Below are 17,866 nucleotides of genomic sequence, written 5' to 3' on the forward strand. Positions count from 1 at the left end.
GCTGGCCCGGCCGGGACGCCGTGTCCGCGTGGCGTCCCGGCCGGAGCCGGAACCGGAGATGACCTATCGTCGAGCATACGGGACGCGACGATGGGGTGGCGATGGCAGACGGGCCCGAGTACCTGCAGGTGGAGCTTCCGCTGCTGACGCTGCTGGCGGGGCTGGGCTGGACGGTCCTGGAAGGGCAGGGCACGGCCCTGCACGGGCGGGAACGCTTCCGGGACGTCCTCCTGACCGGCCGGCTGGCCGCGAAGCTCCGCGAGCTGAACCTACGGGACGGGCGGCCCTGGCTGGACGACGGGCGGATCGCCCGGGCCGTCAACGCGGTCAGCCGGGTCGGCGGGGCGAAGCTGGAGGAGGCCAACCAGAACGCCACCGAGCTGCTTACCGGCGGCATCCGGGCCGAAGGGCTGCCCGGCTGGGACGACGGCCGTGACCAGGTGGTCCGCTACGTCGACTGGGAACGGCCCGAACGGAACGAGTTCGTCGCGGTCTCCCGGTACCGGCTCGAACCGCCCGGCGGGGCCCCCGCGATCGTTCCCGACGTCGTGCTGTTCGTGAACGGTATCCCCCTGGTCGTCATCGAGTGCAAGGCCCCGGACAAGGAGATCAGCGCCGCGATCGACCAGCTGCTGCGGTACGCCGACCGGCGCGGGACCGACGAGCCCGAAGGCTACGCGCGGCTGTTCCACACCGTTCAACTGGCGGTGGCGACCAGCGGACGGACGGCCCGGCTCGGCACCATCACCTCGCAGCCTGAGCACTACGCCCGCTGGCGCGATCCGTTCCCGGCCAACCACGAGCAGCTCGCCGCCCGGCTCGGCAAGCCCCCCAACGCCCTCACCGAGCAGGACATCCTCACGCACGCGGTGCTGGAGCCGCGCCGACTGCTCGACATCGTCCGCTTCTACACCCTGTTCATGGCGCGCGACGGCAAGACGATCAAGGTGGCGCCGCGCTATCAGCAATACCGGGCCGTCGAGAAGGCGATCGAAAGGCTCCGCGACGGCAGGACGCGCCTAGAGGACGGCGGCAAGGACCGTCGGGGCGGCGTCGTCTGGCACACCCAGGGGTCCGGGAAGAGCCTCACCATGGTCTTCCTGATCCGCAAGATCAGGGCGACGCCCGGCCTCGCCGAAATGAAGATCGTCTTGGTGACGGACCGGAAGGATCTGCAACGGCAGCTGAGCGAGACGGCTCAGCTGTCGGGCGAGCAGGTCGACACCGCCAAGAGCGTCCGGCAGGCCCGGTCCCTCCTCGCGCGGCCCGGGCCGGGACTCGTCTTCGCGATGATCCAGAAGCAGCGCGACAGCGACGAGGACCTTGGCGTCCTCAACACCGATCCGCGCATCCTCGTCGTCGTCGACGAGGCGCACCGCTCCCACGGGTCGAAGCTCCACATGAACCTCGCCGACGCCGTCCCGAACGCCGCCAAGATCGGCTTCACCGGTACCCCGATCATCATGGGGGCCAAGCAGAGGACCGACGCCATCTTCGGCCCGATGATCGACACCTACCGGCTGAAGGACGCCGAGGCCGACGGCGCCATCGTCCCGATCTTCTACGAGGGGTATACCGTCAAGGGCGCGGTGAAAGAAGGCTCGACCCTGGACGAGCTGTTCGAGGACCAGTTCGCCGAGCACACCAGGGAGGAGCGGACCGCGATCCAGCGGCGTTACGGCACCCGCGCCAACGTGCTGTACGCCGAGGAGATGATCGCCCGCAAGGCCCGGCACATGCTCCGGCACTACGTCACCCGCGTCTTCCCCGGAGGGCTCAAGGCCCAGCTCGTCGCGGGAAGCCGCCGCGCCACCCTCCGCTACCGGGCGGAACTGCTCGCGGCGCGCGACGAGCTCGTCGCCGAGATCGCGGCGCTCTCCGACGCCGCCCCGGAGCTGCTGTCCGACGAACAGGCCGCGCTGGCCGGCGCGAGACCCCGGCTCGACCTGCTGCGCGTCCTCGACTTCGTGCCAGTCATCTCTGGCGAGCAGAACGACTCCCCCGAACTGGCCGCCTGGTCCGGCGACGACGAGGACCGCGTGGTCCGCTTCCAGCAGGACTTTCCCGAGCGGCCGTCCGGGACCGACCGACCCATCGCCTTCCTCCTCGTCAGCTCCAAGCTGCTGACCGGCTTCGACGCCCCGATCGAGCAGGTCCTCTACCTAGACCGTTCGATCAGGGAGGCCCAGCTCCTCCAGGCGATCGCCCGCACCAACCGCACCCGCCGCGGCAAGGACCACGGCCTCGTCGTCGACTACTACGGCGTCGCCCAGCACCTGAAGGAGGCGCTCGAGGCCTACGACGCCGACGACGTCGAAGGGGCGCTGCACGACCTCGACGACGAGAAGGCCGCGCTCCAACCGCGCCGCGACCGGCTGCGGCTGCTGTTCACCGAACGCGGCATCATCCTCTCGCGCGACGAGGCTGTGATCGAGGACTGCGTCCGGCTGCTGGAGGACGGACGGGTGCGCGCCCGGTTCTTCACCCTCCTCAAGGACTTCCTCTCCACCGTGGACCGGGTCCTCCCCGACCCTGCCGTGAAGCCTTATCTCACCGACGCCAAGCTCCACGCGGAGATCGCCGGCCGGACCCGGGCCCGCTACCGCGATGGCACCGACTTCGACCCCAGCCAGTACGGCGCCAAGGTCAAGCAGCTCATCGACCGGCACGTGATCTCGCTCGGCATCGGGATGAAGATCAAGCGGGTGGCGCTCGCCGACCCGGCCTACGCGCAGGTCGTGGAGGCGCTGCACGGCTCCCGCGCCAGGGCCTCGGAGATGGAGCACGCCATCCGGCACCACATCGAGATCAAGCTCGGCCAGGACCCCGTCCGCTATCAGCGGTTCCAGGAGCGGCTCGAGGAGATCCTGCAGGCCTACCACGAGAACTGGGAGCAGCAGGTCACGTTCTTCGACCGGCTGAGGGAGGAGATGGTCGCCGAGGACGAGGACGACGCCGGGCCCACCGCAGGGCTGTCGCCATTGGAGGCGGCGCTCTTCCGGCGGCTGGAACAGGCCACGGGCTCCGGACCCGATGCCTACGAACGGCTGCGAGAGGCGGTCGGCGAGCTCGACACCGTCATCGCGACCCACACCGCCAAGGCCGGCTTCTGGGACCGCGACCACGCGAAGGCGATGCTGCGGGCCGAGATCGCCGGCCTGCTCCTCGACCTGGGGATCGCCGCGTTCGGTCAAGAGGACGCCCTCGCCAGCAAGGTCTACGACATCGTCGAGGCCCGGCTCCGCGGATCCTCGCGGTGAGATGGCAGGCTGACGGCATGGGGGAACGGCTGACCGTCGGCGATCTCGACGTCCGTGTCGAGATCGTCCCGTCGCGCCGCACCGTCAGGCTGACGGTCGAACGGGACGCGACGGTGACCGCCCAGGTGCCCGCCCCGATCGACCCGGACGTGCTCACCAAGGTCATCCGTGACAGGAGCCAGTGGCTCTACGGGAAGCTCGCCGCCCGCGAAGCCGACGCCGACGCGCGGCCCCGCAAGGAGTTCGTCAACGGCGAAGGCTTCCGTTACCTGGGCCGCAATCATCGGCTCGAACTTACCGACGACAGCGCACACGACGTGCGTCTGGTGCACGGCCGGCTCCTGCTGCTGCGGACGGCACGGCCCACCGAAGCCCTCGTGGCGTGGTACCGGCGGGCCGGACAGCGATGGCTGCCTCCCCGCGCAGCCGCCTGGGCGCGGACCATGGGCCTGGAACCGCCGCGGATCGCCGTGCGCCCGCTCGGCTACCGCTGGGGCTCCTGCGGGACCGGAGGCACGCTCAACTTCCACTGGGCCGTCATGCAGTTGCCCGCCGACCTGGTCGACCACGTGATCGTCCACGAGCTGGTGCACCTGGTCCACCGCGGCCACACCCCGGCTTTCTGGCGCACCGTCGAGCTGGCCCAGCCGGGCGCGGAGCACCGCCGGAAGCTGCTCCGCGACGCGGGCGCGTCCCTCTGGCTCCCCGCCGACCCGCCCTGGTGACCTCACCGCCCCCAGAGCCGGGGGGCGAAAGTGGCAAATGGGGCACAAATGGTGCTGTGGGCCCATGCATGCCCGGCTTCCCTGCACTAGGGAGGTGTTCCTGAGCACGGGCAATGTTCAGGAAGCACCGATCAGCGTGTGGAACGAAGGTGTCATGGGGCGTACTCACGGGCGGGAAAAGCTGGAGCGCGTTCTCCGGGGATGGCGGGATGGGCTAGTCGACCTCAGCGGGCGCAACCGTCTGCTGAACTTCCGGCAGACCCGTTCGGCCACTCTGGAACTCCGTGAGCCCGGCGCCGCTGAACTCCTCGACTGGCCGGCGCAGGGCTGGCGCTTCGTCCAGCCTCTGGACGAAGCGGAGGATGCGGAGACCGCGGAGGAGAAGACGACCAAGGTCCTAGACTGTCCGAAAATCGAAGGACTCACAGCGTCCAGACGATGCCCTCCTCACCCAGACACAGCACCGACGCGGCCTCGAGGCGACGCTGCGCAAGCTCCATCGCGACTCCAGCCAGATCTTCAACGACACCGGTCTGTGGGTGCTCCAGCTCGGTATCGGCTTCCTGCACTGGCGGGACAGTGACCAGGGCCGACTCAGTGCCGCGCCGCTGCTGCTCGTCCCGGTTCGGCTGGAGCGGAAAGGGCCCGGCGAATACCGGCTTCTGCCGCGCGAGGACGAGGAGACCGTGCCGAATCCGGCCCTGGCAGTCAAAATGCAGATCCTGGGCCTCTCCCGGCCCGCGCCCGAGGCCATGGGAGACCTGACGCCGAGATCCTCGACAATGCCCTGCATTTCGAACCCGCCGATCTCCAGCGGATCGACGAGGTCCACCCCCCCCCCGGAGGACACACCGCTCGTCCTCGACGCGGAATCCTCGCAGCGGCAGTGCGTGGCCGCGGCCCTCGCTGGAGGGTCCTTCGTCATGGACGGGCCGCCCGGGACGGGCAAGAGCCAGACCATTGCCAACATCGTCGCAGCGCTCATGCACGCTGGAAAGTCGGTCCTCTTCGTAAGCGAGAAGGCGGTGCGCTCGACGTCGTGCGCAACCGGCTCGCCGAGGTAGGGCTCATCAGCTCATTCCTGCTGTCCCTGCACAGCCACCACGCGAGCCGCAAGGAAGTGGCCAGGGAGCTCGGCGCCGCGCTCTCCGCACGTCCCGAACCACGGAGGCAGGGCACGGCGCAGGACCGAGAGCGGCTTCGGAAGGTCCGCACGCAACTCTCGTCCTATGCCGCGGCATGAACGAGGTGGACCCGACCTCGAGTACTCGGTCCACGACTTCGTCGGCAGGATCAAGGATCTGACCGATGCTCCGGCGCTGCCGGTCAAAGCTCCGGAACGGCTGACCGCGGACACGCTGCACAGGTTGCTCACATCGGTCCTGATTGGGAACGCCTTCCCTCGACTCTTCCGGACGTCGCAGCGCCCAACGACAACATCGACCTTGGCTTCCTCACCTCCCGCACCGCGACCCAGCTCGTGCAGGACTTCAATGAAGAATCTCGGCTACTGCGACGATCGGCGCGTGCGAGCGCCGACATCTCCGCCGCTTCCGACCTCTCGGCCGGTGGCGACTTCAAGGCCGTCCAACGGCTGTGCAAGCTCGCGATGCTGTCCGCCGCCGAGCCGAGGCCGGAGCCCTCCTGGCTGGCTCCCTCCAGCCTCGCGGACGCCAAGGCCGCGCTCGCCGAGGTACGCGGAACCCACCTCGACCTTCGCGCCGCCCACACCGCCGCTGCCGACCTGTTCACTGAGGCCGTTCTCGACCAGGAAGACCTCGCCTCCCTTGCCGGAAGGATCACCGATCCGCCCAGGGCCCTCTTCCTGTCCCGCTCCTACCGCGAGGACAGGCGTGCCCTCGCCGCCCTGACAGTCAGCGGCTCCTGGCACAAGGTACTGCCCGAACGCGTCGGCCAGGCCGTCGCCTGGCAGGCCGCCCAACATGCCTTCGCTGAAGCCATCTCTCGCCACGACATGGCACTCGGTGGACGTCTGTGCGGCGCAGAGACCGACTTCACGGAACTGGCCGAGGCGCTAAAAAGGGCTGCCCGGATCATCGAGCTTGGCACGGATGTCGATCCCGTGCCCCTGGTGGCGCAGTGCGGATCCCCTGCCGCACATGCTTTCGCCCAGACCGCCAAGGAGACCGCGAAGGCACTCAAAGCCTGGCGCTCCCGCCTCGTGCCGGCTCCTCTTCCCGGGGAACCTCCTGCTCTCTCCCTCCTCTCTCTCGAAGACGCCACCGCCTGGTACGAGGCGTGGACCGGCCCGCTGACAGTGCTCGCAGACGCCTGCGCATCTGTGGAGGTGGCGGCGGGCTCCGACGTCGACTACGCGCGGGCCTCGCCCTCATCGAGCAGGCGGAGCAGCACCGCGCCCTTCGGGCATCATTCCTCGGCCATGGGGAGACAGACCGCGCGTTTCTAGGTGCGTTCTACGAGGGTGCGTCCACCGATCTGGACGCCTTGGACCGCGTTGGGCTGGACGGCCGATGTCTGCCACGCCGTCGGCGCTTTCTCACCAGAGGCAGCGGCCGCGCTGCTCAGCACCACACCGGACCGTGCCCTCTCTCGGCTGCACAAGAACTGGCTCGACGCTCTTGCCGACTTCACCGCCAGACATCTGGCGCAGTCACCAAGAAGCTGTCTCCGCCCTCGACACGCATGGATGCGGCGGAGCCGTCGAGCGGGCTGCCGAGCGCGGCATCCCGGGTACGGGTTTCCGCATCGCCCTCGAACGCGCGCTCCTTGAGAGCTGGCTGGAGCGTCGGCTCGACGTCGACACCCGGCTGCGCCCCCCCCCCGCCATTGCCGCGGAACGCGACGAGCTCGTCCGCGAGTTCCGGCGCCTGGACGGGCTCCTTGTGGAGACCGCCTACGCCCAGGTGATCGAGGCCTGCAACCAGCGCCGTCCAAGGCCCGGCCTCGGCCAGACCCAAACGATCCAAGCGGAGGCCAACAAGAAGGCGCGGCACAAGCCGGTCCGGCTGCTGCTGGAAGAAACCAGGTCCGTCACCCCGCTGCTCAAACCGTGCATGATGATGAGCCCCTGACCGTCAGCCGGTTCCTACCGCCCGAGTACTCCTTCGATGTGGTCATCTTCGACGAGGCCTCGCAGGTCCGGACCGAAGACGCGATCAACTGCGTGTACCGGGGCAAGTCCCTGATCGTCGCGGGCGATCAGAAGCAGCTGCCTCCCACCGACTTCTTCGGCAGTGCTCAAGACGGTGAAGACGGCGAATACGACGAGGACGAACCTGCTCGGTTCGAGTCACTTCTCGACCAGAGCAAGGCGAGCGGAAAGATACGGAGCCTCTCTCTGCGCTGGCACTACCGCAGCCGCCACGAGGACCTCATCACCTTCAGCAACCGCAGGTTCTACAACGACGAGCTGATCACCTTTCCCGGCGCTCTCGAGCACGGTGACGACGTCGGTGTCACCTTCACGAAGTGAACGGAACCTACGGGCGGGGCAAGTCCCAGCAGAACCCGCTGGAGGCCGAGGAAGTCGCCCTGAGGGTCATGCACCATTTCCGGACAAGGCCCGACCTGAGCCTGGGTGTCGTCGCCATGTCCGCAGCGCAGGCGTCAGCGATCGAGGACGCGGTCGATGAGGCACGTCGTCGAGAGCCCGCGCTGGATCCGCACTTCACGGAGAACCGCCTCGCAGGCTTCTTCGTCAAGAGCCTGGGAAACCGTCGAGTGTGACGGGGCGATGTACCACTCCTCGCGAACCGCCCGTGACCGGGACAGGCTCCGCGAGAACGTCCTGCGCGGCCGCGGCTGGACCTTGCACCGCATCTGGGGAACTGACTGGTACCGCGATCAGCGCTCGGCCGAGATCCGCCTGCGTGCCGCCGTCGAACAGCTGTGGAATCTCCGGACGACCCTCTCTCGGCGGTCATGCCGGCATCGGAGCCAGGCCCGCCGTCCAGGAGCACCGCGTCGCGATCATCGAGGCCGAGAGCGAGCCGGTTCGCCTGTGGGCCTATGAGTACCGGCTGGCCGTCATATCCCCGCTCTATTCCAGGTATGAGATCCATACTCTTGAGGCGCTGCCCCAGATACAACAGATCCTGCGGCAGGTCATCGAGACAGAGGCACCTGTCAGCCACGATGTGCTCTTTCGCCGAGCGGTCGAGGCATGGGGCGGCGGCAAGGTCGGCTCACGTATCCGCGCCAACCTTCAGATCGTGCTCCGCGAGGTGGTCGACGGCACCGTGATCACCGATGACGGCCGCTTCGTACACCGTGCAGGCCGTCCGGAGGCGGCCCGATACCCGTCCTCCGACAGCCCGGCGCGCAAGGTCGCGGACATCGCGCCCGTCGAGCTGGGCTGGGCTCTGCTCGGTATCGTCGCCGAGTCACCCGGGATCACCGCCGAACAGCTACTCGTCGAGACCTGCCGTTTCTTCGGCTGGTCGAGGCTTGGTGCCGACATCCGCACCGCCTTAGACGGACGCCTCCGCCAGCTGGTGCACGAAAAGGCCGGGTCTAGGGCCACCCTACGGAGATCACCCTCTCCGGCGCTGACCCACGGGGGAACGCGCGCGGATCTCCGTCTCAGTTTCCGTCTCATTCGTGGTCGTTCGGGGGCGTCCGCGGACGTCCACCGGATCGCGTCTCCGCATGTCAGCGACGGTGGCAGACGTCGGCGGACGGTGGGACTCAGAATTGGAAAGCGTGTTGGGTGCAAGCCCTCACGAGTTCGAATCTCGTATCCTCCGCCCCGCCTGACCAGGCAGAACACAGCCCCGGGCCTCCACCAGGAGCCGGGGCTGATTCGTCTGCGGTCTCAGTTGACGCCGAACGCACTGGTCAGCCGCACCTAATCACGGTCCTTCCGCTTGAACTCCCCGACCTCGGGCTCCATGGCTCAGCGGGACCGTCGCAGCCGTCTGCCGAACGTCGTAGATGCGGCTCTCTCGCAATCCCACCGCCTCCTGGAAATCTTTCCACCCGTGATGATCGTGCCCTGGGGGATCTGGCCCGGCACGGGGCGGCCGAGCAGAAGAAGCTCGTCACGGGAATGGGTGACGCCAAGATCGTCTACCTGGACAAGGTCATTGAGAAGTTCACCAACCATGCCGGATGCGACTCGGACGAATGGATCAACAAGTTCGTCGACGGCCCCAACGGCGACGGCGACTTCGATCAAGGCAACCGCCCCACCCAGGTGTGTATCACCAACAACACCCTCTGTTTCAGCCGGACGTCTTTTCATCCGAAGAATTCTGGAACGACCGGGTACGCCGATCTGATCACGGCATCCTGGTTCCTCCTCGGTTATTCATGACAGTGATCGCCGGGGCGTGACCGACCGGGCGCTCCTGGGTCCCGGCCTGTTCGAGGCCGGGGCCCAGGGAGTGCACTTCCCCGTTCCGTGCTCCCGCGACGAAGGAGAGTCTTGGCGTGACCCTTGGCCCGCCCTCTGACCACTCGGAATCAGGCCGAGGCTGGCGGTTGCTCGGCCGGATCGGCCGTCTCACCGCTCTCGTCACGGTCGCGGTCTCTCCGTTTCTGCTCTGGTTCGGACTGCCCTGGTGGCTGGAAAAACCCCAGCGTGACGCCGAGGGCAGGGCCAGAAGCCAGGTCACCACCATCCTGACGACGCAGGCCCGTGACGGTTCCGTCGACCAGCACAGCGCGCTACGCGCCGCCACCATGGCCGACTCTCAGTTGGTGGGGTACACCGGCTCCCGAGATCGCAGCGAGATCGTCGTCCTGCCTATCGGCTACGGCGGCTGGACGGGACGCACACGCGGCGACGAGTTCTGCCATCGATTCACCGTCAACGACCGCCCACCCGCGCAGGGAGCGCCGCGAATCGAGACCGCGATGCTCGAGCGTTGCCCACGGTCCCCAAGCACTCGCCCCCGGGCCATCGAGCGCATCGGCCGGACCGCCGCCGCCACCCGTAACGCTCTTCGCAACGCCGCGTCCGCCGGGCCGCCTCTCACGAAGCAACAGGTCCGGCTGCTGGTCGGCGGAGGGCTTCAGCTCCCTCTGGTCCTTTACACAGAAGGGCTCCGAGACCGTAGTCGTCGACTACATCGCCCTCACCCCCGCCGGGGAGGTCGAGGCAGCCCAATGCGCCCGGTTCCACATCGTTCAAGGAGGGAAGACGCCCACGGCCACTGTGCACCGGCTTCCGGTGTGCCCGCCGCCCTAGGACGTGTCCGGTAGATCATGTGTTGGTCGGAGCAGCGCGCTGATCAGGATGAGTGCTGCTTTGTAGTGGCGGGCGAGTTTGTCGTAGCGCGTGGCGATGGCTCGCCATTGCTTGATGTGTCCGATGCAGCGTTCGATAACGTTGCGTCGCCGGTAAGCGTTCCTGTCGAAGGCGGGTGGCCGACCGCCGACACAAGTCGGGGGTGCCGGGCTTCGTACCGGCACCCCCAGCCCTTCGGGCCGCGTTACGGGGTGACGGTCGTGGTCGGGTCGTCGGCTGTGAAGGCGGCGGCTTGGAGGGTGTACAGGTCGGCGTACAGGCCGCCCGTTGTCATCAGGTCGTGGTGGGTGCCGTGTTCGGTGACGTGGCCGTTGGTCAGGACGTAGATGTGGTCGGCGTGGCGGACGCTGGCGAGGCGGTGTGTGATGAGCAGGACCGTGCGGTCGTGGGTGCGGGCGTGTGCGCGGATCTGCTCGAACAGGTGGTGTTCGGCGCGGGCGTCCAGGGCGGCGGTGGGCTCGTCGCAGATCAGCAGCGGGGCCGTCCAGTAGAAGCCGCGGGCGGCGGCGAGGCGTTGCCACTGCCCGCCCGACAGTTCCTTGCCGTCGGTGAAGCGCTTGTCCAGCAGGGTGTCGTAGCCGTGGGGCAGTTCGTCGATGACCTCGGCGGCGCCGCTGGTGGCAGCGGCCTGCTCGACGGCCCGGCGTACGCCGGGATCGGTGAGCGGGTCGCCCATGGCGATGTTGTCGGCGGCGGTCATCGGCCAGTGCGTGTGGTCCTGGGCGATGACGGCGATCGCGCGGCGCAGGTGCTCAGGGTCCAGGCCGGCCACGTCGGTGGTGTCCCAGCAGACGCGCCCTTGCTGCGGCGTGTAGAGACCGGCGAGGATCTTGGCCAGGGTGGTCTTGCCTGATCCGTTCTCGCCGACCAGCGCGACGACCTCGCCGCGCCTCAGCCGCACCGACACCCCGTCCAGCGACGGCGCGTCGGAAGCGGGGTAGGTGAACGTGACGTTCTCGGCGGTGATCTGCGTGAACCGTTCCAGTTCCTCTATCGTGCCCGCGACGGACGAATCCGCGGGGGCGGGACGGTCGCGGTGGAGGCGTTGCTCGGCCCGTCGGCAGTAGGCGACGTAGTCGCCGAAGTAGAGGCCGTCCTCGTAGCAGCGGTTCAGCGCGTACACCAGGTTGATCAGGGAGGTCTGCCCGGCGCGGATCGCCAGCACGGCGGTCCCGGCGACCGCCAGCGGCATGACGCCCTTCCACAGCAGCAGACCCAGTGCGGTGTACATCAGCGCTGTCGCGGCGCCCTTGAACACATCGCCGTAGATCTGCGTCACCGTCTGGCGGCGGGCCAGTCCCAGCAGCACGTCGCGGACGTGATCGGCGAGCCGGCTGTGCTGGGCCAGCAGGAAATCCCGGATGGTGAACGATCGGACCTCGGCGGCGTGCCAGCGGCCCGTCATGAGGTCCGTCATGATCCAACTGCGCCGGTACACCTCTACCAGGGAGAGCTGGGTGCGGTATCCCAGCCGGGCGGCCCGCACCGCCGCCCACCCCTCGGGCAGAGCGGTTAGCAGGAGCAGCGGCAGCAGCAGCGGGTGCAGGATTCCCAGCGCTCCGGCGGCCGCCGCGACACCGACCGCCGCCGTGAACAGGTCCACTGTGTCGTTGACCATCGACGGCGCTGAGTCCACACCGCGCAGCCGCGCGCGGTGCAGGTCGTCCTGGAACTCCGAGTCGTCGAACGCGGCCAGCTCGACGCCGGTCGTCAGCTCGTAGAGGCGCCGCTCCACGATCTGCTCGACCTGGGGCCGCAACCGGGCCTGCGCCCACTGTGCCGCCGCCGCGCATGCGGCGCGCAACGTCACGGCCGCGCCGACGAGCAGCAGGGCGGGTGCCGCGGAGCGGACACGGTCGGGGGTCGGCCCGGCGGCGAACAGGGCGGTGAGCACGTTCGTCGTCGCCAGCAGCCCGAACGCGGTGAACAGTCCGGCGACGAAGTTCAACGCCACCGTGACGGCCAGGTCCACGCGGTTCGCCTGCCACGCCAGCCGCATCGCCTGCGCGATCAGCGCCGGGAGGCGCCGTGCCATCGTCCATGTGCCGGTCTGCGACAGTTCGGCCGCCTTGGCGTGCCATTTGTGTTCGGCCAATTCCGGCCCCAGCGAAGCCGCCGCGCGTTCGGTCTTCCGTTTCCGGCGGCGGGATGCGATCCGCGGTCTCATCGCGTCGCCTCACCACCGGCCTTCCCGGGAAGGCGACACGCGTCGGTGGCGGAACTTCCGGTAGCAGCAGCGTCCATCGGCGATGCCTCCAGCGTTCGGGAATCGTCACCACCATGAGCGGTACGTCTCGGCGCGGGCAAGGAGATGGCTGCATCGGGCCGCGTTCACCGCTGGCACACTCCGCCCTCTCGGCGGTAAGCGAACCATGTCCAAGAGGCGCGGCGGGCCTATGTGACGTGCGGGATCAGTGAAAATCCGATGGAAAGCGTCACGGCTGCTGGTTAGGGTCGCGACGTGAGTACTCGTGAGTTTCGTGTGATCGTTCGTGGGGTTTTTGACGGATTGGATGACGGGCAGCGCGCCGAGCTCTTGGGGCCGGCCGCTGAACATGACGTGCTGGGGGCGGCGTTCACGGTGGGCGGGCATCTCAGTTACGACCTGGCGGCGCGGGACGCGTTCACCTTTCGGTTCTCGGACTCCGGGGAGGAGGAAGAGGACATCCTCCAGGCTGTCGAGCGGGCCGAGGCGGCCGCTCGGGCCTGGCTGGACGGGCGAGGGTACGGGTACAAGAACCTGCGGTCGCAGGCCGAGGATCTCTCGCAGGCGCCATTGGGGAAGCGGCAGCGGCGGGAGGCCCGGCGGAAGGGCGCCTGAGCGTCGGCCGATCGTGGTGAGGCCCGGCCCTCCGGTGGCGGAGGGCCGGGTCGGCGGCTACTGGGTCAGGTAGAGCTTGCGGTCGAAGGTTCCGGTGTTCGGGGTGGTTTCGCCTCGGGCTATGGCTGAGGCTGCGCCGGTGCCGTTGGTGGGGCAGAGGCCGTCGCTGCCGGGGAGGCGGACGAGGGTGATGGCGGTCGCCTTGCCCTGGGCGTCGTCGGCGGGGAGGGGGCGGTTGGGGTTGTCGCGGTTGTAGAGGTCGAAGGACAGGCCGTCGGTGGCGCCGGTGCGGAAGCCGTAGACGCAGGTGCGGACGCGGCCCAGGAACTCGCCCTCCAGCCGGAACGTCAGGTCGCCGTTGATGGCGAGGGTGCCGTCGCGGCCGCCGCGGACCGGGGCGTAGGTGACCTGACCGGTGTTGCCGGGCAGGTCGACGAGGTCGGTCGGCGGGGAGCTGAGGCCGTTCGACGTGCGGCAGGCGCCGATCGTCGCCGCCGTGAGGTCGCCGGCGCCGGCGGGGGTGACGGTGCCCTCCAGGGTCGCGCCGTCGCACGTCCCGGTCACCCGCAGGCCGAGGAACGTGACGCCGAACGTCAGCGGGCCGACGGTCGAGACGCGCCAGTTGCCCGAGTACGGGGCGCCGGTGGCGGTCTCCTGCCGGACGGTGGTGGTGGCGGCGGACGCGGGGGTGGACAGGACGGCGGCGCACACGGCGAACGCGGACGCCACCGCGATGGACTTGGCCTGCACAGGCTCCTCCTCGGGGGTGGGGTCGCAGACCTCCGCGCCGGACCGTCCGCGCGAACCCCCGAGATCCGCACGGCCTTTGTAGTTCCCCGTTCCGCAAAAGGACAGTCAAATCCGCCGAACGGTCACAAAGAACCAATCACCCCGTCGAAGCGCCGCCATTTTGGAACGGGTCATTATGCGCGGGTGACAGGAATTTGGTTCGGCTGTCATCGAACCGTGCGCGCGTCGTCGCGGGCGTCGCGCCTGCTCGTCCCGCCGTCCCGAACGATCCGGCTGTGCAGTGGAACGAGAGGAATACGCCGCGCCGGTGATCACCTAGGACGAATGCCGAGTACGCGGTGGACATCGGCCTTCGTCACATTCCGGATCATGTCGGGTCAGGAGGGTTTGGCGGCGAAGATCCAGCGGTTGGCGGCCAGGGCGTCGTCGGGTTCGGGGAGGGGGCCTCGGCCGTGGTGGCGGGTGAAGTCGAAGGGGGTGCGGACGGTGGGCGTCCAGCCTCGGGCGGCCAGGTCGGCGACGGAGTCGGGGCGTGGGGCCGCGTCGAAGAGGGCGAGCAGGTCGACGCCGATGGCGCGGGCGGCGGTGTAGACGGGGTTGGCGCGGACGGGGCCGGACTCCCAGCCGGTCTTCACCTCGAACGCCAGCGTGCTTCCGGCGGGGCTGAGCCGGTCGACGGTGGCGATCAGGCGGCGTTCGGCGGCGGGCGGAAGGTAGAGCAGCAGTCCCTCGGCCAGCCAGGCGGACGGGACGGACGGGTCGAACCCGGCGGCCAGCAGCGCCGGGGCCCAGTCGTCGCGAAGATCGGCCGCGAGGGTGCGCCGAGTCGCGGCCGGGGCGGCGGGGAGGGGGCCGAGCACGTCGTCCTTGAACGCCAGGACGTCCGCGCGGTCGAGTTCGTAGACGGTCCGTCCGGGCGGCCAGGCGAGGCGCAGCGCGCGGGTGTCCAGTCCGGCGCCGAGCAGCACGATCTGCCGGGCGCCGGTCCGGGCGGCGCGCAGCAGGTGGTCGTCCAGGACGCGGGTGCGCAGGCCGAAGTAGCGGCCGAGCCTGCCCCACAGCGGGTCGGCGTCGCCGTCCGGGACGTCCGCTGGATGGGTGGGCCAGGACGCGGACGCGGGGACGGCGCGGACGAAGTGCTCGGCGTACGGGTCGGCGGCGAGGGCGTCGGGGCGGTGGGTCTCGATGGCGCGGGCGGCGGCGACGAGCAGGGCCGTCAGCGCGACGCCGTGTTGGACGCCGGGGGCGAGCACGCGTCCTCCTGCGGGGCGAGGGGCGACCAGCGGTCGTGGGTCGTGGTGCGCGCGCCGTAGACGGCGGTCATGAAGCGCAGGACGTCGGCGTCGTCGAGGTGCAGCGCGGCGGTGCAGTCGGTCAGGACGGTGATGTGGAAGCCCTTCTGGAACGCGGTGCGGGCGGTGGAGTCGACGCAGACGTCGGTGTAGAGGCCCGCGAGAACGAGCCGTTCGACGCCCGCCCCGGTCAGGTGCCGTTCCAGGCCCGGGTCGAGGAAGGCGTCGAAGCAGGCGTACTTGGTGAAGACGGCCTCGCCGGGCCGGGGGATGACCTCGCAGAACTCGGCGCCCCACGTGTTCTCCAGGCATTTGGGACGCTTGCCGAGGACGCGGTCGCGACGCCGCCAGCTCGGCCCCTGGTATCCGGGGTCGCCGACGAAGCGGACGAAGATCACCTCGACGCCGTCGGCGCGGGCGCGTTCGACGGCCCGCGCGGTGTTGCGGGCGACCTCCCCGATCCGCGGCAGGGAGCCTGGATGGCGTGCGGCGGCAGTCGGCCCGGTGCAGAAGTCGTTCTGTAGGTCGATCACGAGCAGCGCCGTCGTCTCCACGTCAGGACTCCGCCGTCTGGAGCGGGCGCCGCTCCGGTTCAAGCGCGTCGATCAGCGCGTCGACGACGGCGGTCGTGGAGTGCGCGCCGCCGGTGTCGGGGGTGCCGACGCCGCGCCGGGCCAGCGCCGCGAGGCTCTGCTCGACCTGGCGCACCGCTCCCGCGCAGCCCGCGTGCCGTTCCGCGATCATCGCGGCGGCGCGCACGGTCGCGACGGGGTTGACGGTGTTCGTGCCCGCCAGGTCGTCGGCGGAGCCGTGCACCGTCTGGTATTCGGCGAGCCCGGCGACGTCGGGGTGCAGGTAGACGTTCTCGGTGCTGCGGCTCTCCTGCCGTTCGGAGGCGAACCGGTCGAGCAGCATGACGTGCATGATGTCGGCCCATTCGTTGCCGGCGATGATGAGCGTGCGCGGCGCCGGACCCCGCTCGACCAGGTCGCGGTTGACGGTGTCGGGCTGGCAGAGCCGGATGCGGACGCCGTGCCGGGCGGCGCATTCGGCGGCCCAGCCGTCGAGGGCGCCGTCGAGCAGGTGGAACTTGTAGGCCATGACGATCTCGTCGGCGCCGCCGTCGGGCCACTGGCGGCGGGCGCGGTCGAGCGCGAACGCGACGACCTTCGCGGTGATCTCGCGGCTGAACGTCATGGTGCGGACGAGCGCGTCGGCGACGTGGATGTTCTCACCGGTGTAGAAGCCCTGGGCGGCGTCGCGGACGAGCAGCAGCGACACGTCCCGGCCGGCGATGAGGTCGACCTTGACCGCCCGGAGGCGCTGCCGGACGAGGTAGAGCGACTGGGCGTTGATCGCCGTGCGGAACACGGCCGTGGTGCCGAGGGCGGCCTGGGTGCGGCAGAAGTCGGTGTAGTGGTCGGCGTCGTCACGGGTGAGGTCGCGGGCGCGGTCGATCCCGGCGCCGGTGCCGAGCGACGCGTACGAGTGGTAGATCCGGTCGGACCGGACGACACCGACGTCGGTGGCGTGGACGTCGGTGATCCTGGCCAGTACGCGTTCGAAGACGGCGGCGAGTTCGGGGCCGGTGCCCCGGCCGACGGCGAGTCCGATGACGGGTTGCACTCGTGCTCCTTCGTCGGCCGGGGCGGTCACTGCGGGCGGGTCGGAGCAGGGTTCAGGTGGGCGTGCCGACGAGCTGGTCGCCCGGGATTCCCGTCTTGTCGGGGCTGTAGTAGTCCTTGATGCCGGTGATCCAGACCGGGACCTCGATGCGGTCGTCGTCCGACGGGCCGAACGCGTCGAAGAGCGCGTCGATGTTGGGCCGTGCGAAGCCGATGGCGGTCATGAGGGCGGTGAACCGGTCGCGTTCGATGCGGCCGTCGCCGTCGGGGTCGCCGAGGGCGGCGAGGGATTCGGCGAAGTCGTCCAGCGCGGCGCTGAAGCGCTCGGGGGAGAGCACGCAGGCGCGGAACTCCTCGAAGGTGATGCGGCCGTTGCGGTCGACGTCGAGTTCGGCGGCGAGCGTCGTCCAGTACCGGCGGAAGGCGGCGAGCATGGCCGCCTTGTCGGTCTCGCTGGAGCCGGGCGCCGCGGCGGCGACGCGGGCGGCCATCAGCTCGAAGTCGTGGGCTTCGAGTTCGCCGCTGCCGTCGGCGTCGAAGAGGGTGAAGACGAGTCGTGCTCGGTCGATGACCGCCTGCTGCATCGTTACCACCTTTCCGTTGACCACCACGGGTGCGCGGAGGCGGGAGCCGGGGTTCCCGCTTGCGCCGACCATAACACTCCGTGACGGTGCAGCAACAGAGTGAATAGTCGATGTGAACGGCTAATGCACGTGCTTGTCCGCCTAATTCCGCTATGCCTCGGTGGTTCGGCCCCGATCTCTGGATCGTCCGCTGACCTCCGGAACGGCGGCGGCCGTTCCGGGAGACGCCGTAGACTTCGAGCGTGATTTTCAAGGCGGTAGGTGACGGAAAGCCCTATCCCGACCACGGATTCTCGTCCGGCGACTGGGCGCGCATCCCGCCTCGGCAGGTCCGGCTGGACCAGCTCATCGCCACCAAGCGCGAACTCGACCTCCAGTCCCTGCTCGCCAAGGACTCCACCTTCTACGGCGACCTGTTCCCGCACGTCGTCCAGTGGCACGGCGACCTCTACCTGGAGGACGGCCTGCACCGCGCGCTGCGCGCCGCGCTGCACCAGCGCACCGTGCTGCACGCCCGCGTCCTCGACCTGGACGCGATCGGGTCCGGCGCCGCGCGCAGCGCCGAGCAGCGCTGACG

Annotated in this window: 16 protein-coding genes and 4 pseudogenes; 13 read left to right on the forward strand and 7 right to left on the reverse strand. The window is 69.4% G+C overall.

All coding sequences use genetic code 11. The annotated features are described in order from the left end of the window. Positions 1-101 precede the first annotated feature (101 nt). The 11 genes and pseudogenes from C229_RS0105895 to C229_RS0105935 all read left to right on the forward strand — a co-directional run bounded on the left by C229_RS0105895 (position 102) and on the right by C229_RS0105935 (position 9,281). Complete coding sequence (locus tag C229_RS0105895) at positions 102-3,260, forward strand: type I restriction endonuclease subunit R (RefSeq protein ID WP_018654155.1); 3,159 nt, start codon at positions 102-104, stop codon at positions 3,258-3,260. 17 nt (positions 3,261-3,277) lie between these two features. Beyond that, positions 3,278-3,985, forward strand: coding sequence for a M48 family metallopeptidase (locus tag C229_RS0105900; protein WP_018654156.1), 708 nt, complete (start codon positions 3,278-3,280; stop codon positions 3,983-3,985). 154 nt (positions 3,986-4,139) lie between these two features. Continuing rightward, a pseudogene (locus tag C229_RS36015) lies at positions 4,140-4,316 on the forward strand (DUF4011 domain-containing protein); the annotation flags it as partial. Positions 4,317-4,419: 103 nt separating this feature from the next. Then, positions 4,420-5,049: pseudogene (locus C229_RS35950) on the forward strand (DUF4011 domain-containing protein); the annotation flags it as partial. 416 nt (positions 5,050-5,465) lie between these two features. Beyond that, the gene (locus tag C229_RS0105910) at positions 5,466-6,413 is read left to right on the forward strand and encodes a hypothetical protein (RefSeq protein WP_018654157.1); all 948 of its coding nucleotides are present in this window, start codon (positions 5,466-5,468) and stop codon (positions 6,411-6,413) included. Positions 6,414-6,585: 172 nt separating this feature from the next. Beyond that, the gene (locus C229_RS0105915) at positions 6,586-7,038 is read left to right on the forward strand and encodes a hypothetical protein (RefSeq protein WP_018654158.1); all 453 of its coding nucleotides are present in this window, start codon (positions 6,586-6,588) and stop codon (positions 7,036-7,038) included. After that, positions 7,017-7,439 carry an AAA domain-containing protein gene (locus C229_RS0105920; RefSeq protein WP_018654159.1) on the forward strand — a complete coding sequence of 141 codons (423 nt, stop codon included), beginning with the start codon at positions 7,017-7,019 and terminating at the stop codon, positions 7,437-7,439. Before C229_RS0105915 ends, C229_RS0105920 begins: the two co-directional genes overlap by 22 nt. Further along, positions 7,436-7,693 carry a hypothetical protein gene (locus tag C229_RS34640; protein WP_018654160.1) on the forward strand — a complete coding sequence of 86 codons (258 nt, stop codon included), beginning with the start codon at positions 7,436-7,438 and terminating at the stop codon, positions 7,691-7,693. Before C229_RS0105920 ends, C229_RS34640 begins: the two co-directional genes overlap by 4 nt. A 7-nt stretch (positions 7,694-7,700) precedes the next feature. Beyond that, positions 7,701-7,784, forward strand: a pseudogene (locus tag C229_RS36020) (hypothetical protein); the annotation flags it as partial. Positions 7,785-7,836: 52 nt separating this feature from the next. Next, positions 7,837-8,817 carry a DUF3320 domain-containing protein gene (locus C229_RS0105930; RefSeq protein WP_018654161.1) on the forward strand — a complete coding sequence of 327 codons (981 nt, stop codon included), beginning with the start codon at positions 7,837-7,839 and terminating at the stop codon, positions 8,815-8,817. 197 nt (positions 8,818-9,014) lie between these two features. Further along, positions 9,015-9,281 carry an SGNH/GDSL hydrolase family protein gene (locus C229_RS0105935; protein ID WP_018654162.1) on the forward strand — a complete coding sequence of 89 codons (267 nt, stop codon included), beginning with the start codon at positions 9,015-9,017 and terminating at the stop codon, positions 9,279-9,281. A gap of 872 nt (positions 9,282-10,153) precedes the next feature. Here the strand turns inward: C229_RS0105935 and C229_RS33420 are convergent. Both C229_RS33420 and C229_RS0105940 read right to left on the reverse strand, forming a co-directional pair. Then, positions 10,154-10,324 (reverse strand): annotated as a pseudogene (locus C229_RS33420) (IS5-like element ISAs34 family transposase); the annotation flags it as partial. Positions 10,325-10,401: 77 nt separating this feature from the next. Then, positions 10,402-12,312: an ABC transporter ATP-binding protein gene (locus C229_RS0105940; RefSeq protein ID WP_018654163.1), complete on the reverse strand. Its 1,911-nt coding sequence runs from the start codon at positions 12,310-12,312 to the stop codon at positions 10,402-10,404. Positions 12,313-12,678: 366 nt separating this feature from the next. Between C229_RS0105940 and C229_RS0105945 the strand changes: the two genes are divergently transcribed. Beyond that, positions 12,679-13,038 (forward strand): DUF6204 family protein, encoded by a 360-nt coding sequence (locus C229_RS0105945; protein WP_026313482.1) that lies wholly within the window; start codon positions 12,679-12,681, stop codon positions 13,036-13,038. Between the two features lie 57 nt (positions 13,039-13,095). On the opposite strand, the gene C229_RS0105950 is transcribed toward C229_RS0105945, so the two are convergent. The 5 genes from C229_RS0105950 to C229_RS0105970 form a co-directional block, all read right to left on the reverse strand. Further along, positions 13,096-13,788 carry a hypothetical protein gene (locus C229_RS0105950; RefSeq protein ID WP_018654165.1) on the reverse strand — a complete coding sequence of 231 codons (693 nt, stop codon included), beginning with the start codon at positions 13,786-13,788 and terminating at the stop codon, positions 13,096-13,098. 377 nt (positions 13,789-14,165) lie between these two features. Continuing rightward, a complete protein-coding gene (locus C229_RS0105955) occupies positions 14,166-15,041 on the reverse strand; it encodes an SAM-dependent methyltransferase (protein WP_018654166.1) in 876 nt (291 codons plus the stop codon). Continuing rightward, positions 15,005-15,634 (reverse strand): cysteine hydrolase family protein, encoded by a 630-nt coding sequence (locus C229_RS34850; protein ID WP_018654167.1) that lies wholly within the window; start codon positions 15,632-15,634, stop codon positions 15,005-15,007. The genes C229_RS0105955 and C229_RS34850 overlap by 37 nt, the downstream gene beginning before the upstream one ends. Before the next feature lies 1 nt (position 15,635). Continuing rightward, positions 15,636-16,706: an isocitrate/isopropylmalate family dehydrogenase gene (locus C229_RS0105965; RefSeq protein ID WP_018654168.1), complete on the reverse strand. Its 1,071-nt coding sequence runs from the start codon at positions 16,704-16,706 to the stop codon at positions 15,636-15,638. Between the two features lie 52 nt (positions 16,707-16,758). After that, positions 16,759-17,289, reverse strand: coding sequence for an EF-hand domain-containing protein (locus C229_RS0105970; RefSeq protein WP_018654169.1), 531 nt, complete (start codon positions 17,287-17,289; stop codon positions 16,759-16,761). Between the two features lie 242 nt (positions 17,290-17,531). On the opposite strand from C229_RS0105970, the gene C229_RS0105975 reads away from it, so the two are divergent. Next, positions 17,532-17,864 carry a type II toxin-antitoxin system VapB family antitoxin gene (locus C229_RS0105975; protein ID WP_018654170.1) on the forward strand — a complete coding sequence of 111 codons (333 nt, stop codon included), beginning with the start codon at positions 17,532-17,534 and terminating at the stop codon, positions 17,862-17,864. Positions 17,865-17,866: the final 2 nt, after the last annotated feature.

This window comes from Actinomadura flavalba DSM 45200, assembly GCF_000374305.1.
In the GTDB taxonomy this organism is placed as follows: domain Bacteria; phylum Actinomycetota; class Actinomycetes; order Streptosporangiales; family Streptosporangiaceae; genus Spirillospora; species Spirillospora flavalba.

Coding starts and splice junctions, on each gene's coding strand:
- C229_RS0105900 (WP_018654156.1), top strand. CDS start 3,278: ATGGGGGAACGGCTGACCGTCGGCGATCTCGACGTCCGTGTCGAGATC.
- C229_RS0105970 (WP_018654169.1), bottom strand. CDS start 17,289: ATGCAGCAGGCGGTCATCGACCGAGCACGACTCGTCTTCACCCTCTTC.
- C229_RS0105935 (WP_018654162.1), top strand. CDS start 9,015: ATGGGTGACGCCAAGATCGTCTACCTGGACAAGGTCATTGAGAAGTTC.
- C229_RS0105895 (WP_018654155.1), top strand. CDS start 102: ATGGCAGACGGGCCCGAGTACCTGCAGGTGGAGCTTCCGCTGCTGACG.